A 19,218-nucleotide genomic window follows, 5' to 3' on the forward strand; every position below is an offset into this window, starting at 1 on the left:
CGCGGCGAGTGGCAAACACACCGCCGCAAGCGGCCAACACGCCACCGGCCAACACGCCGCCGCGAGCGGCCAACACGGCGCCGCCACCGGCCAACACACTGCCGCCACCGGCCAACATGCTGCCGCTACGGGCCAACACGCCGCGGCGAGCGGCCAACACGGCGCCGCCACGGCGAACACGCTGCCGCCACCGGCCAACCCGCCGCCGCAACGGGCCAGTACGCCGCGGCGAGTGGCAAACACGGCGCCACCGGCCAACGCGCCGCCGCGGCGGCGTGTGGGCTGTTCCGGGCGCCGTGTTTGCCGGCCCGGTCGGCGTGTTGGCCGGCGGGGCAGCGTGCCGGCCGCTCCGCGACCGTCAGGGTTGCGCGCCCACCTTCGTCACCGCTCGTGCGCCCAGCCGCACGCCCGCCCGCAGGACGTCCACTGTGGACTCCCCGCGCAGCCACGCCGCCAGCACGCCCGCGTCGAAGGCATCGCCCGCGCCGGTGGAGTCGACGCACTCCGCCTCCTCCGCCGGCACGCTCACCTCGCCGTCCGCGGACACCCACGTCGCGCCTTCGAGGCCCGCCGTGACCACCACCGCGCCGACGTCGTCCAGCAGCGCCTTCGCCGCCGACGGCTCGGCCGAACCGGTCAGCGCCAGCAGCTCCTCCCGGTTGGGCATCAGCAGATCCGTGCCGCGCACGTCCGCCAGGAACGCCCGCGGATCGGTGATCAACGCGGCCGCCTGCGGATCCACCGACGTCGTCAGCCCGGCCTCCTTCGCCGCCGCCAGCGCGGCCAGCCCCGCCGGCCGCGACGACGGGTCCAGCAGCACGTACCCGGACAGGTGCAGGTGATCGGCACCTTCGAGCGCCGCCGGGGACACGTCCTCCGGCGCGAACCGCCCCATCGCGCCCCGGTCCGGCAGCATGCTCCGCTGCCCCGACCCGTCCACCAGCACCACGACGCAACACGTGGGCACCGCGGCGTCGACGGCGAAGGCGCACGACACGCCCGCGGCCTCCAGCTCGGCCCGAACCATCCGCCCGCCCGCGTCGTCCCCGATGCGGGCGATCAGCGTGGTCTCGACCCCGCTCGCGGCCAGCCACACGGCCGTGTTCGCGCCCGCGCCGCCACCGGCCAGCCGCACCCGCGACCGCGAGTCGCCGCCGTGCACGATCGGTCCCTCGTGCCGGGCCACCACGTCCAGCCCGGCGTCCCCGACCACGACGACCTTCACGCGAGCTCCACCGCGACCTCGGCGGCGACCCGCGCGTTGGACACCACGAGCTCCTCGTTCGCGTCCAGGCTCACCCCACCGCTCGCGGTGTGGAAGTGCTCCAGCAGCACCGGCGTGACCTCCTTGCCGTGCACCCCCCGCGCGGACAGCAGCTCCAGCCCCTCGGCCAGCAGCCGGTCGTGCAGTTCCGCGTCCATCTCCGCCTCGGCCGGGATCGGGTTCGCCAGCAGCACGCCCGAGGACGCATACCGCCGGTGCGCGGCGACCACGGCGGCGGCCGCGACCGGGTCGTCGACCCGCCACGGCACCGCGAAGCCCGACGTGCGCCGGTAGAACGCGGGGAACTCGCCCGTCCGGTAACCCAGCACCGGCACCGAGTTCGTCTCGAGCACCTCCAGGGTCGCGGCGATGTCCAGCACCGACTTCACCCCCGAGCACACCACCAGCACCGGCACCCGGGCCAGCACGCCGAGGTCGGCCGAGATGTCCCAGGACTCGTTCGCCCCGAGGTGCACGCCGCCGAGCCCGCCGGTGGCGAACACGCCGATCCCGGCCGCGTGCGCCAGCGCCGAGGTGCTCGCCACGGTCGTCGCGCCCGAGCGGCCGAGCCCGATCGCGGGCCCGAGGTCACGCAGGGACAGCTTGTCCAGCCCCGCGTCGGGCGCACACACGCGCTCCAGCTGGGCATGGGACAGCCCGGCGTAGGCGACGCCGTCGAGCACCGCGATCGTGGCCGGCACCGCGCCGGCCTTGCGGACGGTCTCCTCCAGCCGGTTCGCGACCGCGAGGTTGCGGCCCGGGGGCAGGCCGTGGGACAGGATCGTGCTTTCCAGCGCGACGACCGCGCGGCCGCTGTGCACGGCGTCGGCGACCTCGTCGGCCAGCGATATCGGGGGTGTCACGAGGAACCATCATCACCGACGGTCCGCCGTGAAGTCCCAGCGGGTGGGCGAGCCGCCGAAGTCGCGTCCGTCGAGCCCGAACACCCACCGCGGACGCACCCGCACCGTCGCGTTGACAGCGGGGTCGAGGAAGTCCGTGCCGTAGTCCGTCCGGTACTTCCCGTTCAGCGCCTGCAGGAACGCCCGCACGGACACCGTGTCCCGCACGACCTTGGCGACGCCCTCGAGCACGACGGGGTTGAGCGCGTCGTCGGTGGAGACGGTCACCGCCGGGTTGACCTCCAGGTTGCGCACCTTGCGGGCCGAGCGCGACGAGGAGAACCACAGCGCCTCGTCGTGCCACACGCCCCACACCGGCATCAAGTGCGGGCGGCCGTCCGGCCACACCGTGGCGAGCCAGTAGTCGTGGGAGTCCCGCAGCCGCTTCTCCGCCCACGACCAGGGCAGCAGTCCCGTCCCCTGGTCGGCGGGCAGGGTGCCGTACCCGGGCATGTGCGGGCGGGTCGCGCGGGGAACGGTCATCGGCGGGCACTCCCTTCACCCCAGATACTGCGCCACGCCGTCTCCGAAGGACCAGTCCACCGGGTGGTTCTCGGTCACGCTGATCAGCACGTTGCGCGGCTCGATCCCGGCCCGTTCAGAGGCCAGTTCCGCGATCCGCGCGTAGAGCGCCTTCTTCTGGGCGTAGGTGCGGCCCACGCGCATGGTGATGCTGACGAACACGACCCCGTCGTCCCGGCGGATACCCAGGTAGCCGGGGTCGTAGCGGAGGTGGCCGTCGGAGCGGGTGACGACCTGGAAGAAGTCGTCCGCCGGCACGTCGATCGTCTCGGTCATGGCCTGGTGGACGGCGTCGCCCAGCGCGGCCAGCGTCGCGTCGTCGTGGGTCGGGAGGGCGTCGATCCGTACGAGAGGCATGCCCTCACTGTACATACCAATAGGTACAGAAGCCCGCGGGTGTCGCCGTCGCGGGGCGCTGCGGCAAAATGGGGACATGAGCACATCGACGCTGCCCGAGGTAGACACCCGCCCGGAGTCCACCGAGGAGACCGACAGCGATCAGCCGAAGGTCTTCCACTACGTGCGCAAGGACAAGATCGCCGAAAGCGCGGTCATGGGCACGTACGTGGTGGCGCTGTGCGGCGAGGTCTTCCCCGTCACCCGCTCGCCCAAACCCGGCTCGCCCGTGTGCCCGGCCTGCAAGGAGATCTACGAGGGCTTGCGCCCCGGTCCCGACGGCGAGGACTGATCCGCGAGGTCCCCGTCCGCCGGGGCCTCCTCCTGCTTGCGCGGCTTCCGCAGCGGCTGCGTCGTGCGCTCCCACAGTGAGGGCGAGTCCTCGCGCAGGCGTTCCTTGGCGCGTTCCATCTCCAGCCGCCGCCACTTGCGGCGCTGGCGGCGGGTCATCTTCGCCGGCCACAGCTCCTGGATCGCGGCGTTGAAGTAGGCGCCGCCGACGATGGCCATGCCGATGAAGAACGTGAACAGCAGGAACGCGATCGGGGTGGCCAGCGCGCCGTAGGTGTAGCCGGTGCTGGTGATCCAGGACAGGTAGACGCGCAGCCCGACGCTGGCCAGCAGGAAGATCACCATCGCCAGCACCGCGCCGGGCAGCCCGCGGTGCCAGGGCAGCCGGCGCGGCAGGGCCAGCTTGTACAGCGTCGCCACGGCCAGGACCAGCAGCACCCCGATCACCGGGTAGTACAGCCAGCTGATCCAGGTGGTGATCGTCGGCGCCCAGCTGTCCGGCAGGATGTCGATCAGGACGTCCGGCCCGATCGCGATGACCGGCAGGCCGACCACCAGCAGCACCAGGCTCGCCAGGTACAGCAGCAGCGCGTAGATCCGCTGCCAGACCTCGTTGCGCACGCCGTACTGGTCGTGTGCGACCGTGATCGCGTCGACGAACGACGACATGGCCGACGAGCCGGCCCACAGCGAGATCAGGAAGCCGACCGAGACGATCTCGCCCTTGCCGATGGTCAGGATGTCGTCCACGGTGGGCTCGATGATCTGGCTCACCACGTTGCCGCTGAAGATCTTGTCGGCGAAGGTGATGATCCGGTCGTGCACCGCGGTCACGAAGCCCTGGCCGAACCAGTCGCCCATGAAGCCGAGGCTGCCCAGCAGCCCGAGCAGCAGGGGTGGCAGCGACAGCGTCTGCCAGAACGCCGCCTCGGCGGACTCGGAGAAGATGTTGCCGTCCCAGGCCTTGTTCAGCGTGCGCCGGAGCAGGCGCGCTGGACCCTTGCGGCGGGCGGCGCCCTCGGGCGACTCGTCGGACGGTGAACTCATCTCAGCCCCAAGCATGGCGGACGCGGCGCGGTTTGGCTTGTCAAGACCTGTGGCGTGTTCAACTCCGCCGTGCCGTTCGCGGCCCTTGTCGGTGGGGGCGGGTAATCTCCGATGAGCCGCCCTCACCCCCGTCCGGCGTCGCGGCCGGGCAGTTCCGTGGGGGCATTCGCATGTCGCGTTCCATCGTCGGCGAGAGGAGGGGGAGGAATCCCTTGTCGGACACGGCCCAGGGTAATCGGACCGGTCAGGGCTTCGCCGCACCCGAGCCCCAGCACGACTCCACCGCCCGCCCGCTGCGGGCCTGGCAGCGCCGGGCGCTGACGAAGTACCTGAGCACGCAGCCGCAGGACTTCCTCGCCGTCGCGACGCCCGGCGCAGGCAAGACGGTGTTCGGCCTGCGCATCGCCGCCGAGCTGCTGTCCGACCGCACGGTCGAGGCGATCACCATCGTGACCCCGACCGAGCACCTCAAGCACCAGTGGGCCGCCTCCGCGGCGATGGCGGGCATCCCGATCGACTCGAACTACCGCAACGGCCAGGGCGCCGTCGCGGCCGACTACCGCGGCGTGGCCCTGACCTACGCCCAGGTCGCCGCCCACCCGACGCTGCACCGGGTGCGCACCGAGGGCCGCAAGACGCTGGTCATCCTCGACGAGATCCACCACGGCGGTGACGCGAAGAGCTGGGGTGACGCGATCCGCGAGGCGTTCACCCCGGCCGTGCGGCGCCTGGCGCTGACCGGTACCCCCTTCCGCAGCGACGACTCGCCGATCCCGTTCGTCACCTACGAGCCCGACGGCGACGGTTCGCTGCGCAGCAAGGCCGACCACGCCTACGGCTACGCCGACGCGCTCGCCGACGGCGTCGTCCGGCCGGTCGTGTTCCTCGCCTACAGCGGTGAGGCGTCCTGGCGCACCAGCGCGGGAGAGGAGTTCACCGCGCGGCTGGGGGAGCCGCTGACGGCCGAGCAGACCGCCCGTGCGTGGCGCACCGCGCTCGACCCGGGCGGCGAGTGGATCCCGTCGGTGCTGCAGGCCGCCGACACCCGGCTGCAGCAGCTGCGTAGCGGCGGCATCCCGGACGCCGGTGGTCTGGTCATCGCCACCGACCAGGAGTCCGCGCGGGCCTACGCGAAGATCCTGGCGCGGATCACCGGCGAGGCGCCCACCGTGGTCCTGTCCGACGATCCGAAGGCGACCGCGCGGATCGGTGAGTTCTCCGAGTCGACCGACCGGTGGCTGGTCGCGGTGCGGATGGTGTCCGAAGGTGTCGACGTGCCGCGCCTGGCGGTCGGCGTATACGCCACGAGCGCGTCGACGCCGCTGTTCTTCGCCCAGGCGATCGGGCGGTTCGTGCGGGCCCGGCGCAAGGGCGAGACGGCGAGCGTGTTCCTGCCGAGCGTGCCGGTGCTGCTGGAGCTGGCCAGCGAGCTGGAGGCCCAGCGCGACCACGTGCTCGGCAAGCCGCACCGGGAGAAGGACGGCTGGGACGACGAGCTGCTGGCGCAGGCCAACCGCACCGAGGACGAGCCCGGCGAGGAGGAGAAGGCGTTCACCTCGCTGGGCGCCTCGGCCGAGCTGGACCAGGTGATCTACGACGGCAACTCCTTCGGCACGGCGGTGTTCTCCGGCAGCGAGGAGGAGCAGGAGTACCTGGGGCTGCCCGGCCTGCTGGAGCCGGACCAGGTGCGGGCGCTGCTGCGGAAGCGGCAGGAGGAGCAGCTGGCCGACGCGAGCCGCCGGAAGCCGGAGAAGGAGCAGGTCCCGGCGCCGGCGCCGCGGCCGCAGTCGGTGAACGAGCGGATCGCCGCGCTGCGCAAGGAGCTGAACACCCTGGTGGGCATGTACCACCACCGCACGCGCAAACCCCACGGCGCGATCCACAACGAGCTGCGCCGCGCCTGCGGCGGCCCACCCACGGCGATGGCGACGATGGAGCAGCTGGAGGAACGCATCGCGACGCTGCGCTCCTGGTGAGCCGACGAGCCGGGTGGTGGCGAGCCGGGTGGCCGGCGAGCCGGGTGGTGGTCCGGCTGGGTGGCGGGGGCCGGTGGCCTCGGCCAAAGCCGGATGGCGGCGGGTGGTCCCGAGGCTGGTGCCCGAGGACCTGCGCGCGGCGGTGGGTGCTACGTCCCGGTGCGTGTCACGGTGGGCCGGGGTGCCCGCGCTGGGGGTGGGCCAGCGCCGTCGGCGGGTGGTTCCCGTACGCCCGGGTCGCGGTGCGGCCGCTGAGGGCCGTCGCCGGGTGGGTTCGCGACTCCCGGGGCCGGAGCGCGCGGGCGTGCCTGCGCGCGGCTGCTACGCCCCAGTGCTCGTCACCGCAGTCCCGGCGCGGTGGGCCCGCCACCCCAGGAACCCGTCGAGCAGCAGGAACCCCAGCAGCGACAGCCCGAAGACCGGCGCGAACCACCCCGCCACAATCCCGGCGGCGGCCAGCGGCACCAGCACCCTCCTGGGCAGCCGCCGCAGTGTGCCGCGCGGGTAGGGGCGGCCCAGGGCGCGTCCGGCCGGGCGGCGCTGCCACCACATCCGGTAGCCCCACCCGATCAGGGCGATCAGGCCGGCCATGACCACCGCCAGCACGATCTGATTGCCCAGCCCGAACAGCAGGCCCATGTGTGCGTCGATGCCCCAGCGGGCCAGCTTCGCGGCCAGCGGCCAGTCCTCGAACCGCAGGACGCTGAGCACCTCGCTGGTGCGCGGGTCGATCGCGGCCGCGTCCTGCTTCTCCGGCCAGCTGCGCTGGATCTGCTTCACGACGTACGCCCGGCCCGCCGCGGGCGGGGTGATTTCGACCGGGTTGTCCAGGCCCACCGTGCGCGCCGCGGCCAACGCCTCGTCGAAGCCCACCGCCGGGTCCACGTCCGCGGCGGGCAGCTTCGACGGCACCGACGGCGTCTGCCAGCTCAGCGCGGCCCGCACCTCGGCGATGTTCTGCCCGGCGAACTGCGACCAGGTCAGCCCGGTCGCGGCCAGGAAGAACAGCACCAGAGCCACCCAGGTGCCGGTGGTCGCGTGCCAGGACAGCGTCCGCGCCCGCCCGGTCGCAGCCCTGCGGCGACGGCGGCGGCCCCACCACAGCACGAGTCCACCGGCCACCACGACCGCCAGCCAGCTCGCCGCCAGCTCGCTGTAGAGCCGGCCGAAGTCGCCCAGGTGGAGGTTGCGGTGCAGGGTGTCCAGCCAGCCCCGGATCGGCATCGCGCCGCTCGAGCCGTAGGTGTCCAGCACGCCGCGCAGCTCGCCGTCGTAGGGGTTGACGAAGGCGGTCCGGTAGTAGCTCTCCCGCAGGCCGTCGACCGTGAAGACGACCTGCGTGGTGTCAGTCGCGGTCGGCCCGGGTCGCACGCTGTACAACGTGCCTTCCGGGACGGCCGCCTCCGCGGTGGCGACCTGGGCGGCCAGCGTGCGCGCCGTGGTCCCGGCGGGCACGTGCAGCTCGTGGTCGTAGACGACCTGCTCGAGCTGGGGCGCGAACACGTACAGCACGCCGGTGATCGCGGCCACCAGCAGGAACGGGCCGACGAGGATCCCGGCGTAGAAGTGCAGGCGCAGTAGGACCGGGCGCAGCGTCCCGCGGGCCGGAGCGGCGGGCGGCGCGGTCGGATGCACGAGGTCGTCCGTCGTCATGCTGCTCCTCGGCGGGGAGGGACCGGCTTTCCCTCCAGGTCGCCGGGAGCGGCGCGGTGGTTCCTGATGTGACTCCGGACACAATCATCGTGGGCATGAACGAAAACGGGCGCCCGGTCAACCGGGCGCCCGCTCGCTGTCTGTGGGTCTGGCTCAGCCGCGCTGGATCTCCGCAGCGATCTCCTTGAGCTTCGACTCGTACTCGCGGGCGTGGTGGCCGCAGAAGAGCAGCTCGCCACCGCTGGAGAGGATGGCTCGTACCTGTGCTGCGGCGCCGCACCGGTCACAACGGTCGGCTGCGGTCAACTCGGGGCGGGTGAGCGTCGGTGATGTCATTGGAGTCTCCCTCCGTCCCGGCATCGGCTGCCCGATGCCATCGATCCAGCGGCGACCACTTCGGCCCTGCGGTTGCCCGTCGGCTCCGCGGTGTTCGCTGGCCTCCACTCTTGCAGACGCTGAGCGCCTGGCAAGTGTTCCCGGCTGCTTGGGATGTGTGTCACGCAGAATTACCCCGGATGCCGTAGATCAATCCCGCCATCCAGGACGGAGAAACCTCGCGGAAACCCGTTTCCCGTGGTCAGGACCAGTGCGACGAGGCGAAACCCGGCTCGGGAGAACAGGTGTCAAGCGGCCGCGCGGACGGGCTTGTTCGTTCTCAGCGGAATTTCCCGGACCGTCCCGAGGCGAGATCGTGATCAGTCCGTGCGCGAAACCATCCCCCGCGCGGGGCAGCGTGAGACACTCGCTGTCATGACGAAGCAGGCGTCGGCGGCCGCGAAGGACCTGGCGGCGACCGGGGTCGTCGGCGCGCAGATCGCCTGGGCCGACAACAACGGCATCCCGCGGTCGCGGATCGTGCCGATCGCCGGCCTGGCCGCCGCGGCCACGCGTGGGATCGGGACCACGTCGTTGTTCGCCGTCTTCGACACCCACGACGTCATCACCTTCGGCCACCCCGGACTCGCCACCCCCTCCGGTGACGTGCGTCTCGTGCCGGTGATCGACCGCCTGCGACGGCTCGCGGGGCAGCGCGCGCTCGCCTGGGCGCCCGGACGGCAGGTCGCCGCCGACGGATCACCGTGGCCCTACTGCCAGCGCACGGCGCTGGAGAACGTGGTGTCCGCCGCGTCCAGGCGGGGCTACGAGATCCGCGCCGGGTTCGAAATGGAGTTCGCCGTGGCGCCCGCCGGCGCGCCGGACATCGCGTCCGCGCCCGGTCATCACGGCCCCGCCTACAGCCCGCACGCCCTGATCCCGCTCGACGACTTCGTCGCGACCGTGCTGCACGACTTCGAGGCCAACGGCCTGCGGCTGAACCAGTTCCACGCCGAGTACGGCCTGGCTCAGCTGGAACTCTCGCTCACGGCGACCGATCCGGTGTCCGCGGCCGACGACCAGCTGCTGGCCCGCCAGACCTTGCACGCCGCCGCGCATAGGCACGGCCTGCGGCTGAGCTTCGCGCCGATCGTCAGCCCGGAGGCCGCGGGCAACGGCTGGCACCTGCACACCTCGGTGTGGCGCAAGGGACGCAACCTGCTGGCCGGCCTGCCGGACGGTGAGGGCGCCGGCTACCTCGCCGGACTGCTGCGGGACCTGCCCGCCCTCACCGCCGTCACGGCGCCCAGCGTGCCGTCCACCCTGCGGTTGCGGCCGGGCTACTTCGCCAGCGCGTACGCGTTCTGGGGCGTGGAGAACCGGGAGGCGCCGCTGCGGTACGTGCCGGGCTCGCAGCTGCTCGGCGACGACCACGCCAACGTCGAGCTGAAGCCGTGTGACGCCTCGGCCAACCCGTACCTGGCGCTCGCCGCGGTGATCACGGCCGGGGTCGCGGGACTGGCGGAAGGGCTTTCCCTGCCCGATCCGGTCGCCGAGGACCCGGGCACCTGGACCGAGGACCGCCGTGCGGCGGCCGGAATCGCCCGGCTTCCGGACACACCGGACGAACAGGATCGCGCGCTGGCGTCGAGCGACCGGATGCGCGAGGCGCTGGGGGAGGAGCTGCTCGGCGCGTTCCGCGCGGTGCGGGCCTCCGACCGGCGCTGGGCCGCCGATCGGACGGTCGAGGACATCGTCGCCGCCCACCTGTGGCGGTACTAGTGGCACTGCTCGACGAGGTGCGCTGGTTCCCCGGCGCCGCGCGCCTCGTCGACCTCGCGCGGCCCGAGATGCCGCAGCAGAAGAGCGAATCGGCCGCGTTCGTGACGCTGGTTTCCCTGCGGGCGCACGGGATTCCGGTGACGAGTCAGGACGACACCGCCTCGGCCGGGTCGTCACCGGCGTCCACCGCGGCGGCGATCGCCGAGTTGTCCGGGGGCGAGCTGACGGCGGTCGTCGCGGAGGGCGCGTGGACCGCCGCGGCGCTCAGGGCGATCCTGGCCGGGGTGCCCGAGCTGGACGTCACCCTGGTGGCCTTTGTGGACACCGCCGACCTCGGCGCGCCGGACACACCGGACCGGGCGCTGCGCGACTACCTGGACGGCGGGCTGCCGCCGTTCTGGAGTTCCCGTTGGCGCACCAGGAATCCGGTGTTCCTCGCGGGCACGGTCAGCGGTCCCGGCGGCACGCTGGTGGCCATTGTGGACGGTTACCGGTCGGCCGGCCGGGACGGGGTGCACCTGCAGATGCTCGACCGGGTCGTCGCCGCACTGCGGGGGCTGCTGCTGGTGGTGCCCGCCGCGGACGCGCCCGCGGCGCTGGCGCTCGTCGCGCGGGCGCGCCTCACTCCTTAGGCGCGAGCCGGGAGTGCCTGCGGCCGTAGGCGAAGTAGATGACCAGGCCGATCGCGAGCCAGACGGCGAACCGGATCCAGGTCAGCACGTCCAGGTTCAGCATCAGGTACAGGCACGCCAGCGCGGCGATGATCGGCAGCACCGGGGACAGCGGCACGGTGAAGGGTCGCTTGAGGTCGGGGCGCTTGTGGCGCAGCACGGGCACCGCGATCGCGACGATCACCATCGCCGACAGCGCGCCGATGCTGACCATGTCGGACAGCTCGGTGATCGGCACGAACGCCGCGAGCAGGGCGATCAGCACCGCGCCGCCGATCGTCATGCGGTGCGGTGTGCCCCAGCGCGGGTGGGTGGTGCCGATCGGCTTGGGCAGCAGGCCGTCGCGGCCCATGGCGAACCCGATACGGCCGATGGTGACCAGTTCGACCATCATCACCGAGGTCAGGCCGGTGACCGCGCCGAGCGAGATGAGGGCGCTGACCCAGTGCTGGCCGACCGAGTCGAACGCGGCGGCGAGCGGGGCCCCGGCGTCGATGTCGGTGAACGGCACCATGCCGGTCAGCACCAGCGACACGGCGATGTAGAGCACGGCGCACACGCCGAGGGCGCCGAGGATGCCGACGCGCAGGTCCTTGCGCGGGTTGCGGGTCTCCTCGCCGAGGTTGGCCAGCGCCTCGAACCCGGTGTAGGCGAAGAACACGATCGCCGCGGCGGACAGCACCCCGCCGATGCCGTAGACGGACTGCTCGAGCCCGAGCCCGGCCTGCACGACCGGCTGGTGCAGCACGCTCGCGCCGCTCTCGCCCGGGCGGGCCGGCGGGATGAACGGGGTCAGGTTGGCGCCCTTGATGAAGAACACGCCCACGGCGATGATCAGGACGCACACCGCGACCTTGACGAGCACCAGCACGTTCGTCACCCGGGCCGATTCCCGGATCCCGAGCACTGCGATGACGGTCAGGATGGCGATGATGGCGACGGCGCCGACGTTGACGGTGGCGTCCTCGCCGAACCACTCCTGGGGCAGGCCGAGCAGGTTGGCGAGGTAGCCGGACCACCCCCGCGACACGACGGCGGCCCCGAGGGCGAACTCGAGGAGCAGGTCCCAGCCGATGATCCAGGCGAACACCTCGCCGAGGGTGGCGAAGGCGTAGGTGTAGGCGCTGCCCGCGGTGGGCACGCTGGAGGCCAGTTCGGCGTAGCAGAGGGCCGCGAGGCCCGCGACAACGGCCCCGATCACGAACGACAACGTCACGGCCGGCCCGGCGTGCGTCTTGGCCTCCACGCCCGCGAGCGTGAAGATGCCGGTGCCGATGATGATCCCGACGCCGAAGCCCACCAGATCCCTGGCCCGCAGGCGGCGCTTCAGATCGCCGGCGTCTTGCCGGGCGAGGACTTCGTTGACGTCAAGCGTTCGGGTGATGCCCATGGTGGAACGTTAGAAGATCACCTGAAGATGCGCAGCCCGGTGGCCCCTTGCTGTGACGAAGGGCCCGAAGGACGCTTTTGATCGGTGAACAAAAGCGGAGCTGGGTGGTCATCCCGTCGCCTGACACGTGACGATCACCTTGAGCCAGGGCCGCAACCCAGGCCGCCAACCGCAGGCCGACCATGCCAACCTTGCGGCCCTGGCTCAAGGTGATATGCACAAACCGCAGGCGACGGGATGACCACCCAGCTCCCACCCACCCGAGGTGAGACGACAACGGTCTCCCGTCATCCCGGAGCCTGCCCGTCCGGCGAGGACATCTCTTGATCTTTAGAGGTGACTTGGGGCAGGCGAAGAGCCCGCCCTGCGGGCGGAATGCGCCTTACGGCGCCAAAGGTCACCTTCCGACCACCCCCGCCCCCGATGCCTGATTGTGTTTCAGTCGCCGAGCAGGCGTGTCAAGGCGGGAAAGAGTACCTTGACACGCCTGGTCGGCGACCAAAGATCGGCTGTGGATCGGGGGCGGGGGAGGTCTGGGGCGTAGTCGGTCTTCTTGCGCCGCCGGCTTGCGGTTGGAAAAGAAAAAAGCCCGGGCTGCCGTTGGCAGCCCGGGCTTGTTCGGTTCTCCTAGTCCAGGTAGTCCCGGAGGACCTGCGACCGGCTGGGGTGGCGCAGCTTGGACATGGTCTTCGATTCGATCTGGCGGATCCGCTCGCGCGTGACGCCGTAGACCTGGCCGATCTCGTCTAAAGTCCGCGGCTGACCGTCGGTCAGGCCGAAGCGCAGCCGGACCACGCCGGCCTCGCGCTCGGACAGCGTCTGCAGCACCGACTGGAGCTGGTCCTGCAGCAGCGTGAACGACACCGCGTCGACCGCGACGACCGCTTCCGAGTCCTCGATGAAGTCGCCCAGCTGCGAGTCGCCCTCATCGCCGATCGTCTGGTCCAGCGAGATCGGCTCGCGGGCGTACTGCTGGATCTCCAGGACCTTCTCCGGGGAGATGTCCATCTCCTTCGCGAGCTCCTCGGGGGTGGGCTCGCGGCCGAGGTCCTGCAGCAGCTCACGCTGTATCCGGCCGAGCTTGTTGATCACCTCGACCATGTGCACCGGGATGCGGATGGTGCGGGCCTGGTCGGCCATGGCGCGGGTGATCGCCTGCCGGATCCACCACGTCGCATACGTGGAGAACTTGTAGCCCTTGGTGTAGTCGAACTTCTCGACCGCGCGGATCAGGCCCAGGTTGCCCTCCTGGATCAGGTCCAGGAACGCCATGCCGCGACCGGTGTAGCGCTTGGCCAGCGACACGACCAGCCGGAGGTTCGCCTCCAGCAGGTGGTTCTTGGCGCGCTCCCCGTCCCGGATGATCCAGCGCAGGTCACGGCGCATCTGGGTGGCGAGCTTCTCGCCCTCCTCCTCCGCGATGCGCAGCCGCTCCGCCGCGTACAGGCCGGCCTCGATCCGCTTGGCGAGCTCGACCTCCTCCTCGGCGTTGAGCAGCGCGACCTTGCCGATCTGCTTCAGGTACGCGCGCACCGAGTCCGCGGATGCGGTGAGCTCGGCGTCCTTGCGGGCCTGCCGCAGGGCCTCCGACTCCTCCTCGTCCCAGACGAAGTCGCGGTCGGTCGACTTGGCGCCCGACTTGGCCGGCGTCTTCTCGTCCGGCTCGTCCTCGTCGAGGTCCTCGGCCTCGTCGGTGACGGTCGCGTCGACGACGTCGACCTCCACCTCGCTCTCCAGCTCGGCGAGATCGGCCTCGAGGTCGACGTCCTCGATGTCCTCGCCGCCGGGGCCGTCCGGCTCCCCGTCGTCGGTCTTGCCGGCCTTGCGGGTGGTGCGGCCCTTGGCCGGAGCCTTCTTCGGGCCCTTGGCCGCGGCCGACTTCCGGGTGGTCGCCTTCTTCGTGGCGCCGGAGCCCTGAGCCTCGGCCTCGGTCACGTTCTCACGGCCCGCGTCGGGTTCCGCGCTCACGTCGGCGGCGCTCGTTGTCTTCGTGCCGCTTCGGGTAGCGGTTTTTGCGGCTGCCACGTACGCCCTTTCGCAGCGGTCGATCACGGCGACCCGGGATGGTGCGTCCCGGCCGCCTCAGATTCGGGGAACGTCCCGCGGCCTGCGGTTTTGTCCTCCGCGACCGTGGGCCGTGTTCCATTGTAACGACGATACGCCGGTGCGTTGCGGCCGATCATCGGTCGAACGCGGCGCGGCCGCTCCCGGGCTCAGTGCTCCAGGCCCTCGGCGGCCGCCAGCGCCGCGCCCACGATCCCCGCGTTGTTCTGCAGGGACGCGGCCAGGACCGGTGTCCTGATCTCCAGCAGCGGGACCCATTTCTCGGCCTTCTTGCTGACCCCGCCGCCCACGATGAACAAATCCGGCCAGATGAGGTTCTCCAGCACGGAAAGGTAACGGTTCACGCGCTTGGCCCACTGCGGGTAGGACAGGCCCTCGTTGTCCTTGACCGAGGCGGCCGCCTTCTTCTCGGCGTCGTGCCCGTCGACCTCGACGTGGCCGAACTCGGTGTTCGGCATCAGGGTGCCGTGCTGGAACAGCGCGCTGCCGATGCCGGTGCCGAACGTCAGCAGGGTCGTGACGCCCTTGCGGGCCGCCGGGTCGCCGTAGCGGATCTCGGCCATGCCGGCCGCGTCGGCGTCGTTGAGCATCGCGATGTCGTCCTCGTGGCGGTCCAGCCGCTTGGCGAACAGCGCGTCCGCGTCGGTGCCGATCCAGCTGGGGTCGATGTTCGCCGCCGTGTGCGCGACGCCCTTCTTCACGACCGCGGGCAGCGTGATGCCGACCGGGCCGTCCCAGCCGAAGTGGGCCACGATCTGGGCCACCACGTCGGCCACCGCGTCCGGGGTCGCCGGGCGCGGGGTGTCGATCCGGAAGCGGTCGCCGATCAGTGCGCCCTTTTCCAGGTCGACAAGGGCGCCCTTGATACCGCTGCCGCCGATGTCGATTCCGAAACCTCGGGTCGCCGTCATTGGCGCCGTCCCTTCTCGCTCGATTCAGAAACCTGTGCCGGAGACTTTAACCGGGTGTGGTCCCATGGTGGACGTGGGAGCTGCCGAAACAGAGTTGAAGGACGTCGCCGTCCAGGTCGCGACCGAGGCCGGCGACCTGGTCCGACGTGCCCGTGAGGCCATGGTCGCAGGTGAGGCGGTGCCGGTCGAGACCAAGACGACCGACACCGACGTGGTCACCGCGGCCGACCGCGCGGCCGAGCAGCTGGTGCGCGACCGGCTGGCTCAGCTGCGGCCGGGGGACCACGTGCTGGGGGAGGAGGCCGGCGGCTCGGCCGGCGACGGGGTGACGTGGGTGGTGGACCCGATCGACGGCACCGTGAACTTCCTCTACGGCGCGCCCCTGTTCGCCGTCTCGCTGGCCGCGCAGGTGGACGGGGTGTCGGTGGCCGGGGCGGTCGTGGAACCGGTCAGCGGGCGCTGCTGGACGGCCGTGCGGGGCCAGGGCGCGTGGCTCGACGGGCGGCGGCTGGCGGTGTCCTCGCCGTCGCGGCTGGAGCTGAGCCTGGTCGGCACCGGGTTCGCCTACCAGGCCGAGCGGCGCGCCCGGCAGGCACGGTTCGTGTCCGGGCTGCTGACCCGGGTGCGCGACGTGCGCCGCGCCGGGGTGGCGTCGCTGGACCTGTGCGCGGTGGCGGCCGGGTGGCTGGACGCGTACGTGGAGCACGGGCTGAACCGGTGGGACTGGGCGGCCGGGGCGCTGGTCGCGTCCGAGGCGGGCGCGGTGGTGCACCTGCCGGGTTCGGACCCGGCACTGGGCGAGGACGCGACGTTCGCGGCCGCACCGTCGATCGCCGAGGCGCTCTACGACGCGGCCGTGGAGTGCGGCGTCAAGGACGTGTAGCGCGGGCTTTCGCCGGCCGCCGGGCGATCCCTCGGCCGCCCCAATGTGGGACTCGCGCGGCGGAGCGTGGGACTCGCGCGGTCAGCAGGTGCCGGGGCGTGCGGCGGCCAGCAGGGCCTCGTCGATGAGCGGGGGGCTCACGGCGGACTGCTCGCCGCCGTCGCCGTCGTGCTGGGCCGACCACGCCTGCAGCTGCGCGAGGATGTCCCGCGCGGCCTTGGTGGGCACCACGTCGCCGAAGGCGCTGCCGATCGCCAGGTCCACGCTGGCGTCCTCGCGGTTGTCCCGCACCAGCTCGACGCACGGCACGACCAGGCTGAGCGTGCGCGCCGCGGAGCTGCCGTTGTCGCCGAAGCGCAACTGGCCGCGGCAGGCCGCCTCGGTGGTCGCGTAGGCGGGGTCGTTCTCCGGCGGCGCGATCTGCGTGAAACCCAGCTGCCGCAGGCTTTCCGTGGTGATCGCGGCCTGCCCGCGCTTCTCGCTGGCGTTGAGCACCTTCACCGCGATCCGGTCGGCCGGCACCGGCGTCGTCTCGTCGAGCGCGGTGTAACCCAGGTTGGTGTACGTCACACCGGGCGGCGGAGTGGGCGGCGGATCGCACCGCAGCGCGGCGTCGATGTCCTGCTTGCTGGTGATCGCGCGCACCCAGATGAACATCGCGACGAGGCCGAGCACCCCGATCACGATCAGGGCGGGCAGCGGACGGCGCTTGCGGTAGGGCCGCGATCTCCGGTTGCCGTAACCGATCCCCGACGACACCTGCCCCACCCCTTCGATCGAAGACCCGAACACCCGCTTGCCCGAACCGTCGTTCCTGATCAGCGTAGGCGTTACAGTGCACCAGCGTCGTCACCCGGTCGAAGCCGGGGTCCGTGTCGCACGGTCCCATGAACGTCCCCGCGATGCGTTCCCCCTGTTGGGTGACGTACGTCCTGCTTCGAATGACACTCTGCGCGTTCGGGTAAAGCGTGAGCTACCCTCTGCGGGCTCCGCCCGTAGATCAGGTACCGAAACACGTTGCTGAAGAGAGACCTGGCTCACTACGGCGGCGGGCACAAACCGGGGCGCTGGGACGTTGTCCAGCGGCACGATGGCATGCGAACAGCGTGCTTGAACAGTGATTACAGAGCTGATCGCAGGGGTGAGGGACAATGGCGACCGACTACGACGCTCCGCGCCGCAGCGAAGCCGACGAGCTCGCCGAGGACTCGTTGGAGGAGCTGAAGGCTCGCCGGAACGAGACGCAGTCCGGCGTGGTGGACGTGGACGAGGACGCGAGCGCGGAGAACTTCGAGTTGCCGGGTGCGGACCTGTCCGGGCTGTCGGGTGAGGACCTGACGGTGAAGGTGGTGCCGAAGCAGGCGGACGAGTTCACCTGCTCCGTGTGCTTCCTCGTTCACCACCGCAGCCGGCTGGCGGAGGAGCACAACGGGCAGATGATCTGCCGCGACTGCGCGTGACACCGCGGACGGCCGGGCTACTTCCCTGAGCGGAGCAGCTCGGCCAGGGCCTCCGGCCTGCGGGTACTGAACACCCAGTAGGGGGTCGGGTCCGCGGGATCGGTCAGGTGCACGCGCAGCAGCGAACCGACCCAGCCGCGATGCGTCACGTAAGCGGCGGGGTCGAGTTCCGGTCCCATCGCCTTCCGCTTCCGGTCCTTCCCGATGACCTCCACCTCACCGACGAACCGCAACGGCAGATGAGCGTCCCCGACCTCCAGCTCGTCGCCGGTCACCCGGATCCGGGCCCGGCCCATGGCCACCAGCCACGCCACCATCAACGGCATCAGCACCACGAACGGCAGCCACAGCGGCACCGCGGGGTAGCCGAGGTGGATCTCGTAGGCCAGCAGCGCCGCGCCCGCCAGTGGCAGCGGCCAGCCCCACCACGACAGGTACAGCCGTTCGGAATACCGCGTCGTGCCGTCCCCGGCGGCCGTGTCGCCCACCGCACCGGCCGTGCTCGCGTGCTCACCCATGCCCTAAGGGTAGTCTCGCCGCCCGTGTCCCCCGTTCAGGTCCTGCTCACCCGGCTCGATCCGGGTGTCCCGATCCCGTCCTACGCCCGGCCCGGCGACGCCGGCGCCGACCTCGTGACGACCACCGACGTCGTCCTGGAGCCCGGCGAGCGGGCCCTGGTGGGCACCGGGGTGGCGATCGCGCTGCCGCCGGGCTACGCCGGTTTCGTGCACCCGCGCTCGGGCCTGGCCGCGCGCACCGGGCTGTCCGTGGTGAACACGCCGGGCACCATCGACTCGGGCTACCGCGGGGAGATCAAGGTGTGCCTGGTCAACCACGACCGCACCGAGCCGATCCGGCTGGCGCGGGGCGACCGGATCGCGCAGCTGGTGGTCCAGCGCGTGGAGACGGCCGAGTTCGTGGAGGTCGCGGAACTCACGGCCACCGAACGCGGGGCCGGCGGGTACGGATCGACCGGCGGGCATGCGACGCTGACCGGAAACCCCGGGGAAGGAACGAGGAAGTAGTGGGCATCTTCGGACGCAAGAAGCGGGGCCGCCACGCGATGGCCGAGCCCGACGAGTCCTGGGAAGAGGACGTCGCCGAGGAGCCGGAAGAGGAGCCGGAGCCGGAGCCGGACGCCTCCGAGGGGCCGTTCGACATCACCGAGGCGCCCGAGGACGGCCGGCCGCGGATCGACCTCGGCTCGGTGCGGGTCCCGGTGCCCGACGGCACCCAGGTGCAGGTCGAGATGGACCCGCAGGCCGGTGGCGTGCGGGCGGTGCACGTGGTGACGGCGCACGGGCAGGTCACCGTCAGCGCCTACGCCGCGCCGCGGTCCGGTGGGCTGTGGCGCGAGGTGATCGCCGAGCTGACCGAGCAGCTGCGCAACGACGGCGCCAAGGTCGCGCCCGGCCAGGGCGAGTGGGGGCCGGAGCTGTCCGCGCTGATCGGTGACGTGGCGCTGCGGTTCGTCGGGGTGGACGGACCGAGGTGGATGCTGCGCGGCGTGATCGCCGGCCCGCAGTCGATGGCCGCCGAGGCGCCCGCGGTGCTGCGCGACATCGTCCGCGGCACGATCGTCGACCGCGGCGACGCGCCCATGCCGGTGCGCACGCCGCTGCCGATCACGCTGCCGGACGCGGTGGCCGAGCACATCGCGCAGCAGCAGGCGCAGCAGTAGGTGGGGCCCG

At 71.8% G+C, this 19,218-nt stretch carries 20 protein-coding genes; 8 read left to right on the forward strand and 12 right to left on the reverse strand.

Features of this window, described 5'->3' with window-relative positions; all coding sequences use genetic code 11:
• Positions 1-358: 358 nt before the first annotated feature.
• From IE290_RS29350 to IE290_RS29365, 4 genes are read right to left on the reverse strand one after another with little or no spacing between them, the layout of a single operon-like run.
• Complete coding sequence (locus IE290_RS29350) at positions 359-1,225, reverse strand: carbohydrate kinase family protein (protein ID WP_191247948.1); 867 nt, start codon at positions 1,223-1,225, stop codon at positions 359-361.
• Positions 1,222-2,127 carry a pseudouridine-5'-phosphate glycosidase gene (locus IE290_RS29355; RefSeq protein ID WP_191247949.1) on the reverse strand — a complete coding sequence of 302 codons (906 nt, stop codon included), beginning with the start codon at positions 2,125-2,127 and terminating at the stop codon, positions 1,222-1,224. Before IE290_RS29355 ends, IE290_RS29350 begins: the two co-directional genes overlap by 4 nt.
• Before the next feature lie 12 nt (positions 2,128-2,139).
• Entirely contained in the window at positions 2,140-2,649 is a 510-nt protein-coding gene (locus tag IE290_RS29360; RefSeq protein ID WP_191247950.1) for a pyridoxamine 5'-phosphate oxidase family protein, read from the reverse strand.
• Positions 2,650-2,664: 15 nt separating this feature from the next.
• A complete protein-coding gene (locus tag IE290_RS29365) occupies positions 2,665-3,045 on the reverse strand; it encodes a tautomerase family protein (RefSeq protein WP_191247951.1) in 381 nt (126 codons plus the stop codon).
• A gap of 76 nt (positions 3,046-3,121) precedes the next feature.
• Between IE290_RS29365 and IE290_RS29370 the strand changes: the two genes are divergently transcribed.
• On the forward strand, positions 3,122-3,376 hold the full coding sequence (locus tag IE290_RS29370) for a DUF3039 domain-containing protein (protein ID WP_094009025.1): 255 nt from the start codon (positions 3,122-3,124) through the stop codon (positions 3,374-3,376).
• Here IE290_RS29370 and IE290_RS29375 read toward each other — a convergent pair.
• Positions 3,337-4,422, reverse strand: a complete 1,086-nt coding sequence (locus tag IE290_RS29375; RefSeq protein WP_191247952.1) for a YihY/virulence factor BrkB family protein — start codon at positions 4,420-4,422, stop codon at positions 3,337-3,339. The two genes, IE290_RS29370 and IE290_RS29375, sit on opposite strands and share 40 nt — an antisense overlap.
• A 212-nt stretch (positions 4,423-4,634) precedes the next feature.
• On the opposite strand from IE290_RS29375, the gene IE290_RS29380 reads away from it, so the two are divergent.
• On the forward strand, positions 4,635-6,398 hold the full coding sequence (locus IE290_RS29380; RefSeq protein ID WP_191247953.1) for a DEAD/DEAH box helicase: 1,764 nt from the start codon (positions 4,635-4,637) through the stop codon (positions 6,396-6,398).
• 321 nt (positions 6,399-6,719) lie between these two features.
• On the opposite strand, the gene IE290_RS29385 is transcribed toward IE290_RS29380, so the two are convergent.
• On the reverse strand, positions 6,720-8,051 hold the full coding sequence (locus tag IE290_RS29385) for a PepSY-associated TM helix domain-containing protein (RefSeq protein WP_191247954.1): 1,332 nt from the start codon (positions 8,049-8,051) through the stop codon (positions 6,720-6,722).
• A 153-nt stretch (positions 8,052-8,204) separates the two neighbouring features.
• Positions 8,205-8,387: a DUF7455 domain-containing protein gene (locus IE290_RS29390; RefSeq protein WP_017983718.1), complete on the reverse strand. Its 183-nt coding sequence runs from the start codon at positions 8,385-8,387 to the stop codon at positions 8,205-8,207.
• A 414-nt stretch (positions 8,388-8,801) separates the two neighbouring features.
• Between IE290_RS29390 and IE290_RS29395 the strand changes: the two genes are divergently transcribed.
• Positions 8,802-10,148, forward strand: a complete 1,347-nt coding sequence (locus tag IE290_RS29395) for a type I glutamate--ammonia ligase (protein ID WP_191247955.1) — start codon at positions 8,802-8,804, stop codon at positions 10,146-10,148.
• Entirely contained in the window at positions 10,136-10,780 is a 645-nt protein-coding gene (locus IE290_RS29400) for a DUF6885 family protein (protein ID WP_229874783.1), read from the forward strand. The genes IE290_RS29395 and IE290_RS29400 overlap by 13 nt, the downstream gene beginning before the upstream one ends.
• On the opposite strand, the gene IE290_RS29405 is transcribed toward IE290_RS29400, so the two are convergent.
• The 3 genes from IE290_RS29405 to ppgK form a co-directional block, all read right to left on the reverse strand.
• Positions 10,770-12,209 carry an amino acid permease gene (locus tag IE290_RS29405; RefSeq protein ID WP_191247956.1) on the reverse strand — a complete coding sequence of 480 codons (1,440 nt, stop codon included), beginning with the start codon at positions 12,207-12,209 and terminating at the stop codon, positions 10,770-10,772. The two genes, IE290_RS29400 and IE290_RS29405, sit on opposite strands and share 11 nt — an antisense overlap.
• A 627-nt stretch (positions 12,210-12,836) precedes the next feature.
• Complete coding sequence (locus IE290_RS29410; protein ID WP_191247957.1) at positions 12,837-14,234, reverse strand: RNA polymerase sigma factor; 1,398 nt, start codon at positions 14,232-14,234, stop codon at positions 12,837-12,839.
• Between the two features lie 188 nt (positions 14,235-14,422).
• Positions 14,423-15,184: a polyphosphate--glucose phosphotransferase gene (ppgK, locus tag IE290_RS29415; RefSeq protein WP_191247958.1), complete on the reverse strand. Its 762-nt coding sequence runs from the start codon at positions 15,182-15,184 to the stop codon at positions 14,423-14,425.
• Positions 15,185-15,248: 64 nt separating this feature from the next.
• On the opposite strand from ppgK, the gene IE290_RS29420 reads away from it, so the two are divergent.
• Entirely contained in the window at positions 15,249-16,067 is an 819-nt protein-coding gene (locus IE290_RS29420) for an inositol monophosphatase family protein (protein WP_191247959.1), read from the forward strand.
• Between the two features lie 81 nt (positions 16,068-16,148).
• On the opposite strand, the gene cei is transcribed toward IE290_RS29420, so the two are convergent.
• Positions 16,149-16,826 carry an envelope integrity protein Cei gene (gene cei / locus IE290_RS29425; RefSeq protein WP_191247960.1) on the reverse strand — a complete coding sequence of 226 codons (678 nt, stop codon included), beginning with the start codon at positions 16,824-16,826 and terminating at the stop codon, positions 16,149-16,151.
• 392 nt (positions 16,827-17,218) lie between these two features.
• On the opposite strand from cei, the gene IE290_RS29430 reads away from it, so the two are divergent.
• The gene (locus tag IE290_RS29430) at positions 17,219-17,527 is read left to right on the forward strand and encodes a DUF4193 domain-containing protein (RefSeq protein WP_017983710.1); all 309 of its coding nucleotides are present in this window, start codon (positions 17,219-17,221) and stop codon (positions 17,525-17,527) included.
• Positions 17,528-17,544: 17 nt separating this feature from the next.
• Here IE290_RS29430 and IE290_RS29435 read toward each other — a convergent pair whose 3' ends face one another.
• Positions 17,545-18,045: a DUF3093 domain-containing protein gene (locus IE290_RS29435; protein ID WP_191247961.1), complete on the reverse strand. Its 501-nt coding sequence runs from the start codon at positions 18,043-18,045 to the stop codon at positions 17,545-17,547.
• 24 nt (positions 18,046-18,069) lie between these two features.
• Here IE290_RS29435 and dut point away from each other — a divergent pair, with 24 nt between their 5' ends.
• Both dut and IE290_RS29445 read left to right on the forward strand, forming a co-directional pair.
• Positions 18,070-18,552, forward strand: coding sequence for a dUTP diphosphatase (gene dut / locus IE290_RS29440; protein WP_191247962.1), 483 nt, complete (start codon positions 18,070-18,072; stop codon positions 18,550-18,552).
• Positions 18,552-19,208: a DUF3710 domain-containing protein gene (locus tag IE290_RS29445; protein ID WP_191247963.1), complete on the forward strand. Its 657-nt coding sequence runs from the start codon at positions 18,552-18,554 to the stop codon at positions 19,206-19,208. The genes dut and IE290_RS29445 overlap by 1 nt, the downstream gene beginning before the upstream one ends.
• Positions 19,209-19,218: the final 10 nt, after the last annotated feature.

The organism is Amycolatopsis deserti (genome assembly GCF_014653945.1).
Taxonomy (GTDB): Bacteria; Actinomycetota; Actinomycetes; order Mycobacteriales; family Pseudonocardiaceae; genus Amycolatopsis_E; species Amycolatopsis_E deserti.

Excerpts from the sequence above, each read along its gene's own strand:
- IE290_RS29385 (WP_191247954.1), bottom strand. The coding sequence starts at position 8,051 with ATGACGACGGACGACCTCGTGCATCCGACCGCGCCGCCCGCCGCTCCG.
- IE290_RS29435 (WP_191247961.1), bottom strand. The coding sequence starts at position 18,045 with ATGGGTGAGCACGCGAGCACGGCCGGTGCGGTGGGCGACACGGCCGCC.
- IE290_RS29405 (WP_191247956.1), bottom strand. The coding sequence starts at position 12,209 with ATGGGCATCACCCGAACGCTTGACGTCAACGAAGTCCTCGCCCGGCAA.
- IE290_RS29370 (WP_094009025.1), top strand. The coding sequence starts at position 3,122 with ATGAGCACATCGACGCTGCCCGAGGTAGACACCCGCCCGGAGTCCACC.
- IE290_RS29390 (WP_017983718.1), bottom strand. The coding sequence starts at position 8,387 with ATGACATCACCGACGCTCACCCGCCCCGAGTTGACCGCAGCCGACCGT.
- IE290_RS29430 (WP_017983710.1), top strand. The coding sequence starts at position 17,219 with ATGGCGACCGACTACGACGCTCCGCGCCGCAGCGAAGCCGACGAGCTC.
- IE290_RS29420 (WP_191247959.1), top strand. The coding sequence starts at position 15,249 with ATGGTGGACGTGGGAGCTGCCGAAACAGAGTTGAAGGACGTCGCCGTC.
- IE290_RS29360 (WP_191247950.1), bottom strand. The coding sequence starts at position 2,649 with ATGACCGTTCCCCGCGCGACCCGCCCGCACATGCCCGGGTACGGCACC.
- ppgK (WP_191247958.1), bottom strand. The coding sequence starts at position 15,184 with ATGACGGCGACCCGAGGTTTCGGAATCGACATCGGCGGCAGCGGTATC.
- IE290_RS29375 (WP_191247952.1), bottom strand. The coding sequence starts at position 4,422 with ATGAGTTCACCGTCCGACGAGTCGCCCGAGGGCGCCGCCCGCCGCAAG.
- IE290_RS29395 (WP_191247955.1), top strand. The coding sequence starts at position 8,802 with ATGACGAAGCAGGCGTCGGCGGCCGCGAAGGACCTGGCGGCGACCGGG.
- IE290_RS29365 (WP_191247951.1), bottom strand. The coding sequence starts at position 3,045 with ATGCCTCTCGTACGGATCGACGCCCTCCCGACCCACGACGACGCGACG.